We start from the raw sequence: 14,657 nt of genomic DNA on the forward strand, positions 1-14,657 counted from the left end.
CGGGTCATCACCTTGAAGGCACGGTCCACATCCAGCGGATACAGCTTGTCCATGGGGACGCCGTCGGCCAGCAGCGCGAACTCCAGCTCCGGCAGGTCACCGTCCGGGCTGACCATCGCGCGGTCACCCTTGAACGCCTTGGTGTCCCAGAAGTCCGCCCACGACTCCGGCTTCTTACCCCCGAAGGCATCCGTGCGGTACGCGATGCACTGACCGTAGAAGCTGTTGCCGACGGCGTGCTCGGTGATCTGGTTCTCGGGGATCTTCGCGCTCGTCACGCTCTTGACCCGGTCCAGGTCCAGCGCCTCCAGGGCGTCCTCGGCCACGTACTTGTTGTGAGACATCATCGAGTTGTTGATGAGGTCGCACTGCGGGCGGCCCTGCTTGATCTGGGCGAGCAGCGGAGCGTCGTCCAGGTTGAGCACCTTGACGGCGATACCGGTCTCCTGCGTGAACGGCGTGTAGATCGCCTTCTGCAGGGCCGCACCGTAGGCACCGCCGCTGTCACGGACGATCACCGTCTTGCTGCCGCTCTTGCCTTCGCCGGACGAGACACGGCTGGTGCCGGTGCCGCAGGCGGCGATCGAGGGCACGGCGGCGAGGGCGGCCAGGCCGCCGGCTCCGCGCAGAAGCGCTCTACGACCAATCTTGGAATCACTCATGGCAATACTCCTCATCTAGGGACACGTGGGACCGACTGTGCGAGGGCTTTACCTCGCAGGTGCGGGAGGCGGGATCGTGCAGGGGGGCGAACGCGGGCAGAAGCATCGCCCGCTTGCGTTGCCGGTCGCCGCTTCTGGGCCGTGTTCGCCGTGGATCGAAGTCCCCGACGACCTTGTTGTCGGGGCGACGTCGGCTAGAAGGCGCAGGTGAGCGGCGGTGGGGAAGGTGGAGCCGTCGCCAACGGTGACCAGCAGGGTGGCGGCGGTCCTCAGCGCGACGCGTCGCGGCTGGCGGTCGGGGTGGCGTGGATGCGGTCTTCGGCACGGGCGCAGTGCGGGTGGCGCAGTTCAAGTGCGGCGATCGGGGCATGCGCTCGACTCGTGGTCGATCGGTCATGCTGCAATCGGCGGTCGCCCGAGGCGGAAGGCGAGACGGAGGACAGGTCGTTCAGCCGAATGCTGGTGGTGATGCCCAGCAGGGTATTCAGAAAGCGGTGTACCCGCCGTCGACGGGGAGGACCGATCCGGTGACGTACGACGACTCCGACGAGGCGAAGAAGAGAACCGCGTCAGCGACCTCTTCGGGGGTGGCGAGGCGTTGGAGCGGGATCTGGCTCTCGCGCTCGCGGCGGTAGCCCTCGGGGTCGGGCCTGCGCTCGAACGCCGCTTCGATGATCGGGGTGGCGGTCAGACCCGGAGCGACGACGTTGACGCGGATGTTGCGCGGAGCCCATTCGATCGCCGCGCCCTTGGCCAGCATGATGAGGCCCCCCTTGGCGGCGGAATACAGCACCTGCCCGGACATGCCGACCATGCCCAGCCGTGAACTGACGCAGACGAACGAGCCACCAGTCTCGGGCATCAGCGGCGCGAAGTGCTTCATCACCAGGAACGCGCTGAGCAGGTTGCTCTCGAGCACGTTCTTCGCGTCGCCGTAGGCCATCTCGGTGAGCGGACTGACGGCCTGCAGGCCGTGGTTGAGGACGACGACGTCGACGGTGCCGAAGGACTCCGCGGCCTGCTTGGCCAAGCGCTCGACGAACGCCTCGTCATTGAGGTCTCCGGGAACATACAGGTCGTCGGGCTGGGCGGTGTCAAGTCGCTCCCTGCGGCCGGTGAGCAGCAGTCGCGCGCCCTCGCGGCGGAAGTGGGCACTCACCGCCTGCCCGATGCCACTGCTGGCACCGGTCACCAGGGCCGTGACGTTGTCGAGTCTCATGTCAGGCACTCCTTTGCGGGGGAAGTCGGTCGGTCGCGGGCTCGGGTACGAGGGTCTCGTCCCGATGCCGGTCAGTTGAGGAATCCGCGGGCGTCGACCGGCCACCGCTGCAGCGACGCGCCCGTGCTGTCGGTGACGATCAGTTCCTCGAAACCGAGGACGACCGGGCACACGTGGTTCGGCACAACGGGGACGACGGTGCCGACGCTGGGGCGGAACTCACCTTCCGGCAGCGGGAGAAATCCGTGGTACTCGTTGACCTTGGATAGGACCGCCTTCGTGCCGGCGATGCCGCCGTAGCCGATCTCGGGGCTGCCTTCGCGGCTGAGGGCCTTGTTGCCCACATCGACGATGACCTGGTTGGGGACCCAGTCGCTGACCACGGTGCCGGCGACGAACAGCGCGATCTGGTCCTCCGTGCAGGAGCCCAGCCGGGCGTTGTTCAGATCGCCGAAGACGTACTCGCCGGGACGGATCTCGGTGATCACGCCGCTCGTGGAGAACTCGAGGGTAGGGGTGGAGCCGGCGCTGACCACCTCTGCGGTGACCCCGACACCTTCGAGGCTGCGTACCGCGGTGGTGAGCGCGGCTTCCTGGTCCTGCGCGGCGCGCTGGCGAGCGTCCCGGTCGGCGCCGCCGTGACCGGGGTAGGTGAAGACGCCCGCCGGTACCAGGCCGTGCTTGCGGGCGGCGAGCGCGAGCTCACCCGCGAGCACGGGCGGCGCCCCGGAACGACGGGCGCCACAGTCGACCTCGATCACGACCTGCAGCCGGTCCGGTTCGTCTCCCATCGCGTCGGCGAGGGCCTCGATCGCCGCGACGTTGTCGACGCCGACCCGCAGCCGGGCGGACTCGGCGAGCCGGCGGATCCGGGCTCGCTTCGTTCCCGCGGCCCAGATCGGGTAGGCGAGGAAGATGTCGTCGAACCCGGCCGCGGCGAAGACCTCGGCCTCACCGACGTTTCCCGCGGTGATCCCGACCGCGCCGGCCTCGATCTGGCGTCGCCCGATCTCCACGCACTTGTGCGTCTTGACGTGCGGCCTGACCTTGAGGTTGCGCTGGTTGGCGAAGCTTTGTATCCGGTCGATGTTGGCTTGCATGACGTCGACCAGCACGATCGGCGCGGGGGTATCTATGCGCTCGACCAGAGCGTCGAGTGCTCGTTGCAGCCGGTTCACGCTGTCCTCCTTGTGCTTCTGCCTGGAATGATCGAGGGGCGCGAGTGCTGACTCCCCCTGGATGCCGAACGCGCGAGGCCCGCGATATCGCGCGCACTTGCGTACACCGCCCGTCGGCCCGCCCTACACCGCGGTGCAGACCATCTGGATCTCGACCGGACTGTTGAGCGGCAACCCGGCGACGCCGATCGCGGTGCGGGCGTGGCGTCCGTTCTCGCCCAGTACCTCGATGAGCAGTTCACTGGCCGCGTTGGCGACCTGCGACTGCTCACCGAAGTCCGGCGTGCTGGCCACGAAGACCAGCATCTGCACGATCCGGACCCGGTCCAGATCGCCCACCGCCTGGACGGCGGCAGCGAGGCAGTTGAGCGCGGCATGGCGCGCGAGCTCCCGCGCCGTCTCCAGCTCGACGTCCCGGCCGACAATGCCCTGACCCAGCAGCCAACCGTCCTTGTAAGGCAGTTGGCCCGAAATGTAGATGCTGGAGCCCACGGTCCGGTGGTGCACGTAGTACGGGTTGTCACGGAGCTCGGGAAGGGCCAGACCCAAGGTTTGAAGCCGATCGGAGGCCGTGTCGGTGTTCGCTGCCGAAGTCACGGACTGGCTCATCGCGCCACCTCCGCGGACGGAACAGGGCACATGCCCACGCAGTTGGTCACGAGAACCCGCTTCGTATGAATCTTGATCATCTGCACTCGGTTCTCCTCTCGAGTAACAGTGGTGACATAACGCCGTATGGTGGCTTAAACCCGCCACCTGATTGTCGTTTGTCGACCATATGGGGGCGCGTTGAGCACTGTCAACAACCTTCGGCCTCGAATGCGACTTCGGAACACCACGTGCGGCTGGACCCGCCGCTGCTGGAAGCGACGGTCGACGCCGCGACCTGGCTCACCGGTCTCATCCGGTTCGGCGTGGACGAGCATGTGCAGCACGCCTGTCCGTATGGCGACCCCTGACGGCGGCGGGATTCTCGAGTGATTGACGCGGATGGTCGACCTCACGCCCGACGAGATCCCCATGCCGCAAGAGCGGCTTGACCTGCTGCCCGGTTGTTCCGGCAAGGCCTACAGCGACTGGCTGCAAGCCCGTGGTGACGAGCTCGGCAACGGCGTCGCGTAGCGACACTGGACCCGTTCGCGTCCGGAAGAACGCCGCCGACCTTCAGGCGGATCCGGCAGGAAGGCGACCGTGACGCGGAGGCAACTCACCGGCGAACAGCGGAGGTTGATCGCGCCGTTCCGGCCGATAGGCAAGAACGGCCCCTACCCTGAGCGGCTGCGGAATTAGTTCGAGGGTGCGATGTGGCGGTTCGGGGCAGACGCGCAGTGGCGTGAGATTTCCAGGCGAGTTCGGAACTGACCCGACCGCCTACGGGTGTTTGCAGGTCGGGAGGAACGTCGGTCTCTTCACCGCGCTGCCGGAAGGCCTGATCGCCGAAGTCACCCGCCAGGGCAAGACGGACTTGTCCGGCGGTCAGCGTGGGCTCCACGACGTCCCTGCCCATCACGACGCGCCGGGATGATCGTCGATAAGGACGTCATGAAGCCTCTTGAGGAAGCTGCCGCCGAGCAGGAACAAGCCCGGCCCCTACGACATCCTGTCGTCCGCGGTCGCGCCTCCAGCATGGCGCACCGAGCCGTGGCCACGGCTGAGGCCCGGACGCTGCGGCAGTGATCAGGGACGGCGTCCGGGCAGGCCAAGAACGCATACTCGGACGGACGGCGCGCATTCGGCGACCGGTGATGCGGGTGCGGCAAGCGCATCATGCGGTCAGTTCGCCGTCTCGGCCATATCGCAGGTGTGGCATACCACCCTGCGTGCCGGGATACGGCCGGACGCAGCGCCCATGCCGACCTGGCGGGTGACCTGTACCTGGTGTACGCGGGCGTGGTTCTCACAGGTGGCCAAGCCGCAGCGCGAGCACACACCGATGCCGGTGGTCTCGCTGCGCGCCTCCTGGAGGCAGTCGTAGCACCTCATGTCCAACTCCGATTTCAGCAGGGGCAGGATGTGGCGGCCAACCAACACCAACAAACCCATCCAGGCCACGCACACCTACTCAAGGAGCTTGAAAAGTAGGCTCCAGTTTAGACTTTGTCAAGATTAAGACTCGATCGTGATCGTATGGCCGGTGGCGATGCAGTGAAGCAAACGCCGGCACGGTGCGGACGGCGCCGCCGGGGTGCAACTGCGACCCGTCCGCCAGGAGCGTTGAGGGCCGACGAGTCGCCGGCCGATCCCCGAGAACAGACGACTCGGCGAGACCCTGGAGCAGTGCCGCGAGGCGTTCCCGGCCTACCGCGAGCCCGGCTGCGCCGGCATCAAAGCCGCCGCCAACGACCCCGAACCCTCAAGCAGAACGCGCCGCTCAGACCTCGCCTCACATGGCCTATAAGTTCGTTGAGCGGTGCAAGACAGTTCTGGTGTCGGCCGAGGGAGGTGAGGCGTCCTCAGGGCAGTGGCCGATGGCGGGCCGGGAACCGCACGATCCAGGGAGCGGGGGTCGCGTCCCGCGTCGTGGAGTAGGGGATCAAGCGTTACGCGTTCCGGTACGAGGATCCGGGGCTAGTTGAGCGCCCGGTCGCACGGAGGCGCCGCCGCCGACCTGCGGATTCCGGCGACTTGATCGGCTACACCACTTGGCGGGACGCCATCGAAGCGGCCCTTCGTGGCCTCGCCTGGCTGCCCATGGCGGGCAGTTGCCTCCGGGTTCTGGCCGGCCTGGCCTACCGCATACCGGCGCTTCGCCCAGGGGGCCGAAGCCAGGGGCAGAACCGGTGATGGCGGTGACCTGCCTGGATGGCACCAGCCGCACCGAGTTGTATCGCTTCGCGTCCACCCCGCTGAATGAGATTGCCTTCCCGCACGGGAGACGGCGGTCTGGTACGCGCGCGGGTGAGAGCTTGAATCGACGAAGGGGCCCCGGCCGAGGTCGTCACCAGCCGGCGCTGTGCAGACCGGTTCCTGCACTCACGTGGCCCGCGCGGCATGGAGCCGGAGATCCACGCCTGCCGACGACACCCAGCTGAAGGGCTTCCCGGGATGATCGAGCGCACCGGAGTCGACGCCGACTGCGCCACGGGAGAAGCCGCGCGTATGACAGAAGGCCGCCACGACCCGCCGTCTCCTGGAAGAACGGACCCGCCCGCGCAGCCGTAAACGCCCCCGCCGCCCCCTACCCGCCCCACCGTGCCGGCGCCGGGTAACCCTCACTCAAGATCCGCTACAAGATCGCGTTGACAGTGCGAGCTTGATCTTTGACCTTTCGGCATGGGTCTGCAACGTCACAGTGGCGAGCGGGCTTGGACACTTCACGCACGCCGGCATGGCCTCATGCATGCCGGGGCGCGCGTTTCCCTGGATCTCCCGTCTGGGCCCCCAGCCCCATGGGGAAATGGGCAGCCAGTTCCTGGCCGAACGCGTCGGTGTCGCCTTCCAGGGCAACCGCGGCCAACCTCTCGTGCTCGACGACCAATTGATGCGGGTCGTCGCTGTAAGTGCGGTGATCGACGCTGAGGTGGAGGCGCAGCTTGGTCTCCCAGCCGTTCCAGAGACTCTGCAGGACGCCGTGCCCCGAGAGATCGTAGAAGAGCCTGTGGAATCGAAGGTGCGCGTCGATGCTGGCCGGGATGTCGTCCTTCTCCATTGCCCGGCGGAGATCCTCGACGGTTTGCAGCAACTGGGGTCGCTCAGGACCGCGCAGTGCTTCGGCCGAGAGCTCGGCGGCGTACGGCTCGACACGTAGCCGGACCGAGTCGATCTCGGCGACCTCACGAGCGCTCACCTCTACGACGAACGCCCCACGGTAGGGGATCTTGACGACGAGCCCTTCCTCCTCCAGCTTGGTCAGCGCCTCGCGCAGCGGGGACCGGCTGATCCCGAGATCAGCAGCGATGTGCGCCTCGCGCAGCTGGCCACCAGGAGGTACGGTCCCGTCGAGGATGGCGGCACGCAGTGTGCGGTAGACGCCGTCCGGCGTTGTCGTCCGCTGCTGCTGCCACTCGAACTTGTGGTCCACCCCGTTGCCTTCCCTCGACACTTGTCGACCATTTGGTCGTTTGTCGACTATACCTCTGCTGGGTGTGCATCCAGACCTCAAGTTGGGTATCTGGCACGGAGTTCACTGAATTCGCAGCGGTGCCCCATCCGGCTCACGGTCGCGGTGACAAGTCGGTGTCTCGGGTGGTGCCGTTTGGTTGTCAGGCCGATGCCGGTCCGGCGACGCGGGTGCTTGTGAACCTGCAGCGGGATGCAGCCGACCAAGGGGAGCGCGGCGGTCCGTGGCTCGGCGGCCCAGGAGGCGCGACGCAGCACCTTCGCGTCTCCGGACGCCGACTCTTCGGCCCTCTTCGTCCAGTCGGTACCAAGTTTTACGTGAGAAGCCGAGCACCTGGCTGGCCGGTGACGTTGCCGATGCTCGCGGCCTGCTCGATGAGTCACACCCGGCGCTCGTACACCCTGTCCTGGTGGGTCACGGGACCGCCTTCTTCTCTGGGTCTCAGCAATCCAAGACTGCCTCCGTGACCCACACCCGCACGGAGGGCCGGTCAGGTCGGGTGTCACTCCAAGCCGTGGTCCCCGGTCGGCGATGGCGGCGATCGCATGGGCGTCGTCGGCGTTCGTCACGATCACCAGCGGGTACTCCTCGGCTCGGCCAAGCGCCTCAGCACCTACGCTGACACCGGGGTACGCCCCACGTGGGAATCTCCTCGTACACCGCCGGACCGTCGCTCTCCGGTTACTCCACGCCGAACCTGCGCATGGACCGTTCCAGAGAGTGGACCGCGACCTGGTGGAAGGGCTTGCACTCGCCGAGGCGCTCGTCGCCCCGGTACTGGTTGCCGGTCCGCACGAACTTGGAGGCGACCTCGGCCGAGAGCCAATTGCGCCCCACCTGGCGGATCACCTCATTCATACGGAAGTGGATCAGCGCCGGCTCTGTCCGAGGCACTCCTCTGACGCTGTTGACAGCCGAGACCCTCTGGTCGACAATCGACCAACGGCGATGGTCGACAATCGACCAGAGCGCCAGACTGCTCCACTGAAACACTAGGAGGACCAGTGGGATTCGACGTCAAGCCCAAGTTCGTGACGTTCGACATGAACGGAACGCTGATCAAGTTCAGCATCAACGACACGATGCGGGAGGTCCTGGGCGACCGCCTGCCGGCCGAGCTCGCCGATGAGTACCTGCGGATCTGCAAGGCGTACCGGATCGACGAGTGCACGGGCGCGTACCAGCCGTTCCACCAGGTCGTCGCTCGTTCCATGGAACGCGCCTCGCGCAGCGTCGGTCTCGAGTACCGCGAGGACGAAGCGCGCGAGGTGTACGAGACCATCCCCACCTGGGGCCCGTACCCCGGTGTCACCGAGGCGCTGAACCGCCTGGCCGAGGCGGTCCCGCTGGTCATCATCACCAACAGCGACACCGCGCACGCCGTGCGCCTCGCGGAGAACCTCAAGGCCCCGTTCGCAGACGTCATCAGCGCCGAGGAGATGGGCGTCTACAAGCCGCGACTCCGCGCCTTCGAGTACGCGTTTGACAAGCTCGGCGTGACACCCGACGAGCTCGTGCACGTCTCCGCGAGCCCCATGTACGACCACCGCTCCGCGGCCATCATGGGCATCAAGAACAAGGTGTACATGGACCGCGGCTGGGAGCACGACGAGCACTGGCTCGGCTACGAGCGGATCACTGACATCGCCGACCTCCCGGTCCTCTTCGGCCTGCCGCGCCCCTGATGCCCCTGACGCCCGAGCGGAGAACTGAGGAAATGATCCACAGCAAGGCGGTGGCGGTGTGAGTCAGCCCCTGCCTCAAACCGTCAAGGGTGACTCGGCTTCAGAAAGGCTCCAGGCCCTGGGACTGAAGCTACCCGTCCTCGCCGGCACCACGTACCTGGCGCCCCACCGGACGGTGGGCTCCACCATCCACCTCTCCGGCCAACTCCCGTTCAAGGACGGCGAGCTGCTGGGGAGGGGCGTTGTCGGCCGGGACGTGGAGCTGGAGACGGCGCGGTCACTCGCGCGCCATGCCGCGCTCAACTGCCTCGCTGCCGCCGTCCAGGCGGTGGGCGATCTGGACCGGGTCCGGATCGTGCAGATGCTGGTCTTCGTGGCCAGCACGCCGGACTTCGGTGAGCAGTCGCAGGTCGCCAACGCGGCCAGTGAACTGCTCATCGAGGTACTGGGCGAGAACGGACGCCACGCCCGCACCGCGATCGGTGTCGCCGGGCTGCCGCTCAACACCCCTGTCGAGATCCAGGTCATCTGCACCGCTGTGTAGCGGCGAGCCAATCATGAGCAGTGCGGCGGTGGCCCGGCTGCAACAGGCACTCGACGCCCTCGGCCAGCACGATCGACACCCGGTGCAGATCCTGCTGGCCGACGCGATGCAAGACAGCGTCGGACGAGTCTTCGAGGCGTCCTTCCGGCGCAGCTACGACCCGGAGGCCACCCGCCGAGAGCGTGAGGGGCAGATCCCCCTCCAACGCCTCGCCACTCCCGAGGAAATCGCCGACGCCGTCCTGTTCCTCGCGTCGTCGGAGTCCTCGTACATCACCGGGCAACGCACCCCGTCGACGGCGGCCACACCGCTTTCCAGCAGCAGCCCACGCGCCCCAGAGACAGATGAAGGACACACCATGAACGCCCTTGCGGCACCACCCCGAAACGGAGAGCTTGGCTTCTGGGTGACCCAACTGGCCGACAAGAGGCCCTCGTTCCCCCGCTTCACCGGCCAGGAATCCGTCGACGTGGCCATTGTCGGCGGCGGCTACACCGGCCTCTGGGCGGCGTACTTCGCCAAGAAGCTCGAACCGTCGCTCTCGGTCGCCGTCTTCGAGGCCGAACAGGTGGGCTACGGCGCATCAGGACGCAACGGCGGCTGGCTCTCGGCAATGCCTCCGGGAAACCGTGCCACCTTCGCCCGCGCCGGGGGAGGGGTGGAAGCGAGCCGGGCACTGCAGCAGGAGTTCGTCGCCGGCGTCGACGCGGTCCTGGACATCCTCCAGGCCGAGGGCATCGATGCGGATCAGCACAAGGGGGGCGCGCTCGTCGCCGCCCACACGGAGGCGGGGCTGGGCCGGCTTGTCACCCGACGTGATGCCGACCTGAAGTACGGGCTGACCGACGACGAAGTCCACATGCTCGACCGGGACGAGTTCCAGTCCCAGATCAACATCTCCACCGTCCACGGCGGGCTCTTCTACAAGCACTGCGCGCGCTTCCACCCCGCGAAACTCGTCTACGGCCTCGCCGACACCCTGACCTCCATGGGGGTCAGGATCTACGAGGGCAGCCGAGTGGACAGTGTCGAGGGCAAGACCCTCACCTTGACCGACGGACGCGTCACCGCTGCCAGGACGTTCATCTGTACCGAAGGCTATTCGGGACAGCTGCTCGGCCGCCGGACCCTGATCCCGGTCAATTCCTCAATGATCGTGACCAAGCCCCTGCCGGAGGAGGCGTGGCAGCAGATCGGCTGGGACGGGCCCCAGTGCCTCAACGACTCCGCGCACACGTTCATCTACGCCCAACGGACGTCGGACGGCCGTATCGCCATGGGGGGTCGCGGTGTCCCCTACCGCTTCGGGTCCGGCACAGGGGGAGCCGGTGCGACCGCCCAGTCCACCATCGACCTGATCTCGCAGAAGCTCAGTTCCTTCTTCCCGGGCCTGCCTTTCGAGGTGGACCACGCCTGGTCGGGAGTCCTGGGCGTCACGCGGGACTGGAACGGCGGCGTGCACTGGGACCCGGCGGCCGGGATCGGGTCGTCCACCGGCTACGCGGGACACGGTGTCACGTCGGCCTACGTCGGCGGCAGGACTCTCGTGGAGCTCGCCTTCGAGCAGGAAACCGAACGGACCACCCTTCCCTGGGTCGGCTACCGGGCACGGAAGTGGGAACCGGAACCCATCCGCTGGCTGGGCGTTCACGCCATGTACCGGCTCTTCGACATTGCCGACCAGTGGGAAGAACGCAGGGGTTCCAGCACGACCTCACTTCTGGCCCGATTCGGCAGCAGGCTCGCCGGACTTCACGAGTAGACGAAAAGGAACTGCTCTCATGGACGCACAGCTCGCCGTCATCGGCCTGGGCAGCATCGGAAGCATGGCCCTGTGGCAGGCCTCCCGGCTGTCCGACTCGGTAGTGGGCTTCGAGGCCGCTACGCCCGCCCACGGCCGCAGTGCCGTGGGCGGGGACACCCGCCTGTTCCGCATGATCTACCTCGGCAGGCCCGAGTACCACCCCATCATCGCCCGCTCCCGCGGCCTGTGGGCCGAGCTCGAAGCGGAAACCGGGCAGGAAATCCTCACGACCACCGGGGGTCTGTCCATCGGGACGGCGAACAGTAACTTCATCAACAGCCTCCTCGAGACAGCGCGCAACAACGGAGCCGAGCACAGCGTCCTCAGCCGGGAGGAGATGGCCGAACGCTACCCCCAGCACAACCTCCGCCCCGACGACTGCGCCGTCTACGACCCCCACGCCGGCGTTCTGCGCACCGACCGCGCCGTCAGCGCCGCCGTCGCGGCGGCTCAGGCGAACGGCGCCACCGTCCTTCAGAACACACCGGTGGACAGCATCACCGAAACCGACCACGGCGTGGTCGTCACCTCGGGCGACAGAACGTGGACGTTCGAGAAGGTCATCGTCGCCTCGGGCGGCTGGTCCCGAAGGCTCATGCCCGACCACCTCAAGGCCGTCACGGAAACCCATCGGATCGTCCTGACCTGGTTCATCGCCCAGGACGGCACGCAGTTCTCGCCGGAGAACTTCCCCATCTTCAGCCGGTGGTACGAGGATCGCTCCATGTACGGCGCACCCGCCGTCGACGGCGTGACGGTCAAGGCATCGGTGGACGGACCGCTGGCCGGGCGCGCAAGGACAACCCCCGACCCGGACTCCGTGCCCAGAGAACTCACCCGGGAAGAAATCGAAAAGGTCACCGACATCGTCACCGAATTCTTCCCCGGCCTGACCCCCACCATCGTGCGCTCCGACGCCTTCCCCGACCTTTTCACCGAGGACAGGCATCCCCTCCTCGGCTGGCTGGATGAGAACAGCAGGGTCTACTGTGCCACCGGATTCTCCGGTAAAGGCTTCAAAATGGCCACCGGCTATGGCCACATCGCCGCACACGAGGTGCTCGGCAAGCAGACCATCGAAGGCCTGGACTTCGTGCGTCCGGACCGGTTCAAGACTAGGTAGCCCACTCACTCCCGTCGCCTCAACGCAGTAGCCTCGGTATCGCCATTCGGCTGACGGTCGTTGCGGGACTCATCTCTTGATGTCCCGCAACGACCGTCTGTCATCTGCTGACCTGTCCACCCTTGAACGACCATGTGGCGGTCTGCCATCGGGTACGTGGAGCAGGACGCTCCTGTGCTGGCTGGCACGCTCCGCGAGAACCTGGTCTTCGCGGCGCCCCGCGCGACGGACGACGACATCCGCGACGCCCTGGCCCGGACGAAGCTCGACACCCTCGTCGAGCGCCTGCCCCACGGCCTGGACACCCTGGTCGGACACCGCGGCTCGAAGCTGTCGGGCGGCGAGCGGCAGCGCATCGCCATCGCCCGCGCACTGCTGCGGCGGCCCCGGCTGCTGCTGTTGGCCGAGGCGACCTCGCAGCTCGACGCCGTCAACGAACTGGCGCTGCGGGACGTCATCGCGGAGCTGGCCCGGAAGACCACCGTGCTGGTGGTGGCCCACCGCCTGTCGACGGTGACAGGCGCCGACCGGATCGTCGTGATGGACGCCGGACGCGTACGGGCCGTGGGCGCCCACGAGGAACTGGTGGCCCAGGACCTGCTGTACGCGCAGCTGGCGACCACGCAACTCCTGACCCCCGCGTGATGACCCGCCAAACGCCCGGTTGTCCGGCCGTCCACTGCCCCATTCCGTCCGGACAACCACACGCACCGACATCCACGAAAAACCAAGACCGCGAAAGGCCCTGTATGAGCACCGAGTCCGCCCTCCGTTACAGACATGCGGTCTGGAACCGGGCCGGGGACAGCCCCTATGCCGACCAGCAGGTCTCGTAGCGGGCGTCACTGAGTCTGTCGATGGCGCGGAGCGGTCCCTCGCCGCTGCGGAAGGCGGTCGCGTACGCGTTGACCGGTGTGACGGGGTGCTCGGCGCGCAACAGTTGGGTGGGCAGCGGTGGCCTGGAGGCGTTCGGGCTCCAGGCCGCGCCGACCTCGGCGAGCCGGTTGACTTGTAGGGCGCGCCTGTAGGGGTGAGGCGGCTGGAGGTGGTGTCAGCTCGCTGCCGCATGTCGTGCCATGAATCCGATGACCGCAGCCGATGCGGCCAGTGCCGCCACGCTGATGAGGGCGGTGGGCAGGGAGAACCAGTCCGCCATGAAGCCGATGGCGGGTGGTCCCAGGAGCATGCCGCCGTAGCCGAGTGTGGAGGCGATCGCGACTCCGTCGGCGCCGGCCAGCGTGCCGGCGCGTTCGATGGCGACGGGGAAGAGGTTGGCGAGGCCGAGCCCGGTGATCACGAAGCCGAGAAGTGCTGCCCACAGGGAGGGAGCGAGCGCGCCGAGCAGCATGCCGGCGGCGGCGGTCGTGCCGCCGTAAGTCAAGGTGCGGGTCTGGCCCAGGCGTTCGAGCATCTTTGTGCCGGTCAGCCGGCCGATGGTCATGGCGAGTGCGAAGCAGGAGTAGCCCACTGCCGCGGCGCCCGGTGTGGCGTCCAGGTCCTGCTCCAGGTGCAGTGCGCTCCAGTCGGCCAGGGCTCCCTCGCCGTAAGCCGTGCACAGGGCGATCAGACCGAAGGTGATCACAAGACCGCGGGTGCGGGTGTCCAGGCGGCGTGGCGCGGACTCCTCGTGCGCTGCGCTCTCCGGCGGTGCCGGGGGACGGAGGCGCAGCAAGGTGGGACCCGCCAGGGCGGTGACGAGCAGACCGATCGCTGTGAGACCGAACAGATGATGCGTCGGGGACAGCGTCCCTGCGACCAGCGCGCCGAGCCCGGCGCCGATCATTCCACCGAGGCTGAAAGCGGCATGGAAGCTGGGCATGATGGGCCGTCGTAGCGCACGCACCAAGTCAACTGCGGCGCTGTTGAATGCGACATTTATCCCGCCGTACGAGGCGCCGAACGCGAGGAGTACGGCGCCGAGGGCGGGTGCCGAGTGGGTGAGTGGCGGCAGGGCGACGCTGAGTGAGAGCAGGACGCCGCAGATCACGGTCACCGGGTGGCTGCCGTAGCGGCGGCAGAGTCGGCCGGTGAGTGTCATCGTGACGACCGCGCCTGCTGAGACGCCTAAGAGCGCGAGTCCGAGTGCGCTGGCGGAGGCGTTGGTCTGCTCCTTGATGGCGGGGATGCGGACGACCCAGCCGGCGAAGATGAAGCCGTCGAGGGCGAAGAAGGCGGTGAGGGCGATGCGGAGTCGGGTGAGGTCGTTGCCGTTGCCCGGCACGGCGTTGTGCGTTCGGGATTTGTTTATTTGCGGCACAAAATCAGGCTAGGTGGGAGTCGGTAGCGGGGCAAGGGAGTTGACGGGCGCCTGGTCGTGAGGGGTTTCGGCTCTGGAGAACCCGGCCGGGCCGGGGGAGGCGACCCCGCCGGGCCTCTCGTACC

General features: G+C 67.4%; 13 protein-coding genes and 3 pseudogenes. 6 read left to right on the forward strand and 10 right to left on the reverse strand.

Features of this window, described 5'->3' with window-relative positions; all coding sequences use genetic code 11:
• The 5 genes and pseudogenes from ACGFNK_RS33620 to ACGFNK_RS33640 form a co-directional block, all read right to left on the reverse strand.
• On the reverse strand, positions 1-662 hold a 662-nt coding region (locus tag ACGFNK_RS33620), incomplete at its 3' end, for an extracellular solute-binding protein (protein ID WP_393421969.1).
• Positions 663-720: 58 nt separating this feature from the next.
• Positions 721-941 (reverse strand): annotated as a pseudogene (locus tag ACGFNK_RS33625) (transposase); the annotation flags it as partial.
• 205 nt (positions 942-1,146) lie between these two features.
• Positions 1,147-1,881, reverse strand: a complete 735-nt coding sequence (locus tag ACGFNK_RS33630; RefSeq protein WP_393421971.1) for an SDR family NAD(P)-dependent oxidoreductase — start codon at positions 1,879-1,881, stop codon at positions 1,147-1,149.
• A 71-nt stretch (positions 1,882-1,952) separates the two neighbouring features.
• On the reverse strand, positions 1,953-3,059 hold the full coding sequence (locus ACGFNK_RS33635) for an alanine racemase (protein ID WP_393421973.1): 1,107 nt from the start codon (positions 3,057-3,059) through the stop codon (positions 1,953-1,955).
• 123 nt (positions 3,060-3,182) lie between these two features.
• A complete protein-coding gene (locus tag ACGFNK_RS33640; protein WP_393421975.1) occupies positions 3,183-3,668 on the reverse strand; it encodes a RidA family protein in 486 nt (161 codons plus the stop codon).
• Between the two features lie 381 nt (positions 3,669-4,049).
• Here ACGFNK_RS33640 and ACGFNK_RS33645 point away from each other — a divergent pair, with 381 nt between their 5' ends.
• The gene (locus ACGFNK_RS33645; protein ID WP_393421977.1) at positions 4,050-4,181 is read left to right on the forward strand and encodes a hypothetical protein; all 132 of its coding nucleotides are present in this window, start codon (positions 4,050-4,052) and stop codon (positions 4,179-4,181) included.
• A 651-nt stretch (positions 4,182-4,832) separates the two neighbouring features.
• Here ACGFNK_RS33645 and ACGFNK_RS33650 read toward each other — a convergent pair.
• From ACGFNK_RS33650 to ACGFNK_RS33660, 3 genes are all read right to left on the reverse strand, one after another.
• A complete protein-coding gene (locus ACGFNK_RS33650; protein WP_393421979.1) occupies positions 4,833-5,042 on the reverse strand; it encodes a DUF2180 family protein in 210 nt (69 codons plus the stop codon).
• Between the two features lie 1,351 nt (positions 5,043-6,393).
• On the reverse strand, positions 6,394-7,080 hold the full coding sequence (locus ACGFNK_RS33655; RefSeq protein ID WP_393421981.1) for a GntR family transcriptional regulator: 687 nt from the start codon (positions 7,078-7,080) through the stop codon (positions 6,394-6,396).
• A 720-nt stretch (positions 7,081-7,800) separates the two neighbouring features.
• Positions 7,801-7,977, reverse strand: a complete 177-nt coding sequence (locus tag ACGFNK_RS33660) for a hypothetical protein (RefSeq protein ID WP_393421983.1) — start codon at positions 7,975-7,977, stop codon at positions 7,801-7,803.
• 146 nt (positions 7,978-8,123) lie between these two features.
• Between ACGFNK_RS33660 and ACGFNK_RS33665 the strand changes: the two genes are divergently transcribed.
• The 5 genes and pseudogenes from ACGFNK_RS33665 to ACGFNK_RS33685 form a co-directional block, all read left to right on the forward strand.
• On the forward strand, positions 8,124-8,804 hold the full coding sequence (locus ACGFNK_RS33665; protein ID WP_393421985.1) for a haloacid dehalogenase type II: 681 nt from the start codon (positions 8,124-8,126) through the stop codon (positions 8,802-8,804).
• Positions 8,805-8,862: 58 nt separating this feature from the next.
• Positions 8,863-9,348, forward strand: a complete 486-nt coding sequence (locus tag ACGFNK_RS33670; RefSeq protein ID WP_393421987.1) for a RidA family protein — start codon at positions 8,863-8,865, stop codon at positions 9,346-9,348.
• 13 nt (positions 9,349-9,361) lie between these two features.
• Positions 9,362-11,110 (forward strand): FAD-dependent oxidoreductase, encoded by a 1,749-nt coding sequence (locus ACGFNK_RS33675; protein WP_393421989.1) that lies wholly within the window; start codon positions 9,362-9,364, stop codon positions 11,108-11,110.
• A gap of 19 nt (positions 11,111-11,129) precedes the next feature.
• Positions 11,130-12,275: an N-methyl-L-tryptophan oxidase gene (solA, locus tag ACGFNK_RS33680; RefSeq protein WP_393421991.1), complete on the forward strand. Its 1,146-nt coding sequence runs from the start codon at positions 11,130-11,132 to the stop codon at positions 12,273-12,275.
• Positions 12,276-12,413: 138 nt separating this feature from the next.
• Positions 12,414-12,920: pseudogene (locus ACGFNK_RS33685) on the forward strand (ATP-binding cassette domain-containing protein); the annotation flags it as partial.
• Between the two features lie 169 nt (positions 12,921-13,089).
• Here the strand turns inward: ACGFNK_RS33685 and ACGFNK_RS33690 are convergent.
• Positions 13,090-13,284: pseudogene (locus ACGFNK_RS33690) on the reverse strand (alpha-L-fucosidase); the annotation flags it as partial.
• A 42-nt stretch (positions 13,285-13,326) separates the two neighbouring features.
• Positions 13,327-14,532, reverse strand: a complete 1,206-nt coding sequence (locus ACGFNK_RS33695; protein WP_393421993.1) for an MFS transporter — start codon at positions 14,530-14,532, stop codon at positions 13,327-13,329.
• Positions 14,533-14,657 lie beyond the last annotated feature (125 nt).

This window comes from Streptomyces sp. NPDC048825 (assembly GCF_043198355.1).
Taxonomy (GTDB): Bacteria; Actinomycetota; Actinomycetes; order Streptomycetales; family Streptomycetaceae; genus Streptomyces; species Streptomyces xiangluensis.

Coding starts and splice junctions, on each gene's coding strand:
- ACGFNK_RS33640 (WP_393421975.1), bottom strand. CDS start 3,668: ATGAGCCAGTCCGTGACTTCGGCAGCGAACACCGACACGGCCTCCGAT.
- ACGFNK_RS33660 (WP_393421983.1), bottom strand. CDS start 7,977: ATGAATGAGGTGATCCGCCAGGTGGGGCGCAATTGGCTCTCGGCCGAG.
- solA (WP_393421991.1), top strand. CDS start 11,130: ATGGACGCACAGCTCGCCGTCATCGGCCTGGGCAGCATCGGAAGCATG.
- ACGFNK_RS33630 (WP_393421971.1), bottom strand. CDS start 1,881: ATGAGACTCGACAACGTCACGGCCCTGGTGACCGGTGCCAGCAGTGGC.
- ACGFNK_RS33650 (WP_393421979.1), bottom strand. CDS start 5,042: ATGAGGTGCTACGACTGCCTCCAGGAGGCGCGCAGCGAGACCACCGGC.
- ACGFNK_RS33675 (WP_393421989.1), top strand. CDS start 9,362: ATGAGCAGTGCGGCGGTGGCCCGGCTGCAACAGGCACTCGACGCCCTC.
- ACGFNK_RS33645 (WP_393421977.1), top strand. CDS start 4,050: ATGGTCGACCTCACGCCCGACGAGATCCCCATGCCGCAAGAGCGGCTT.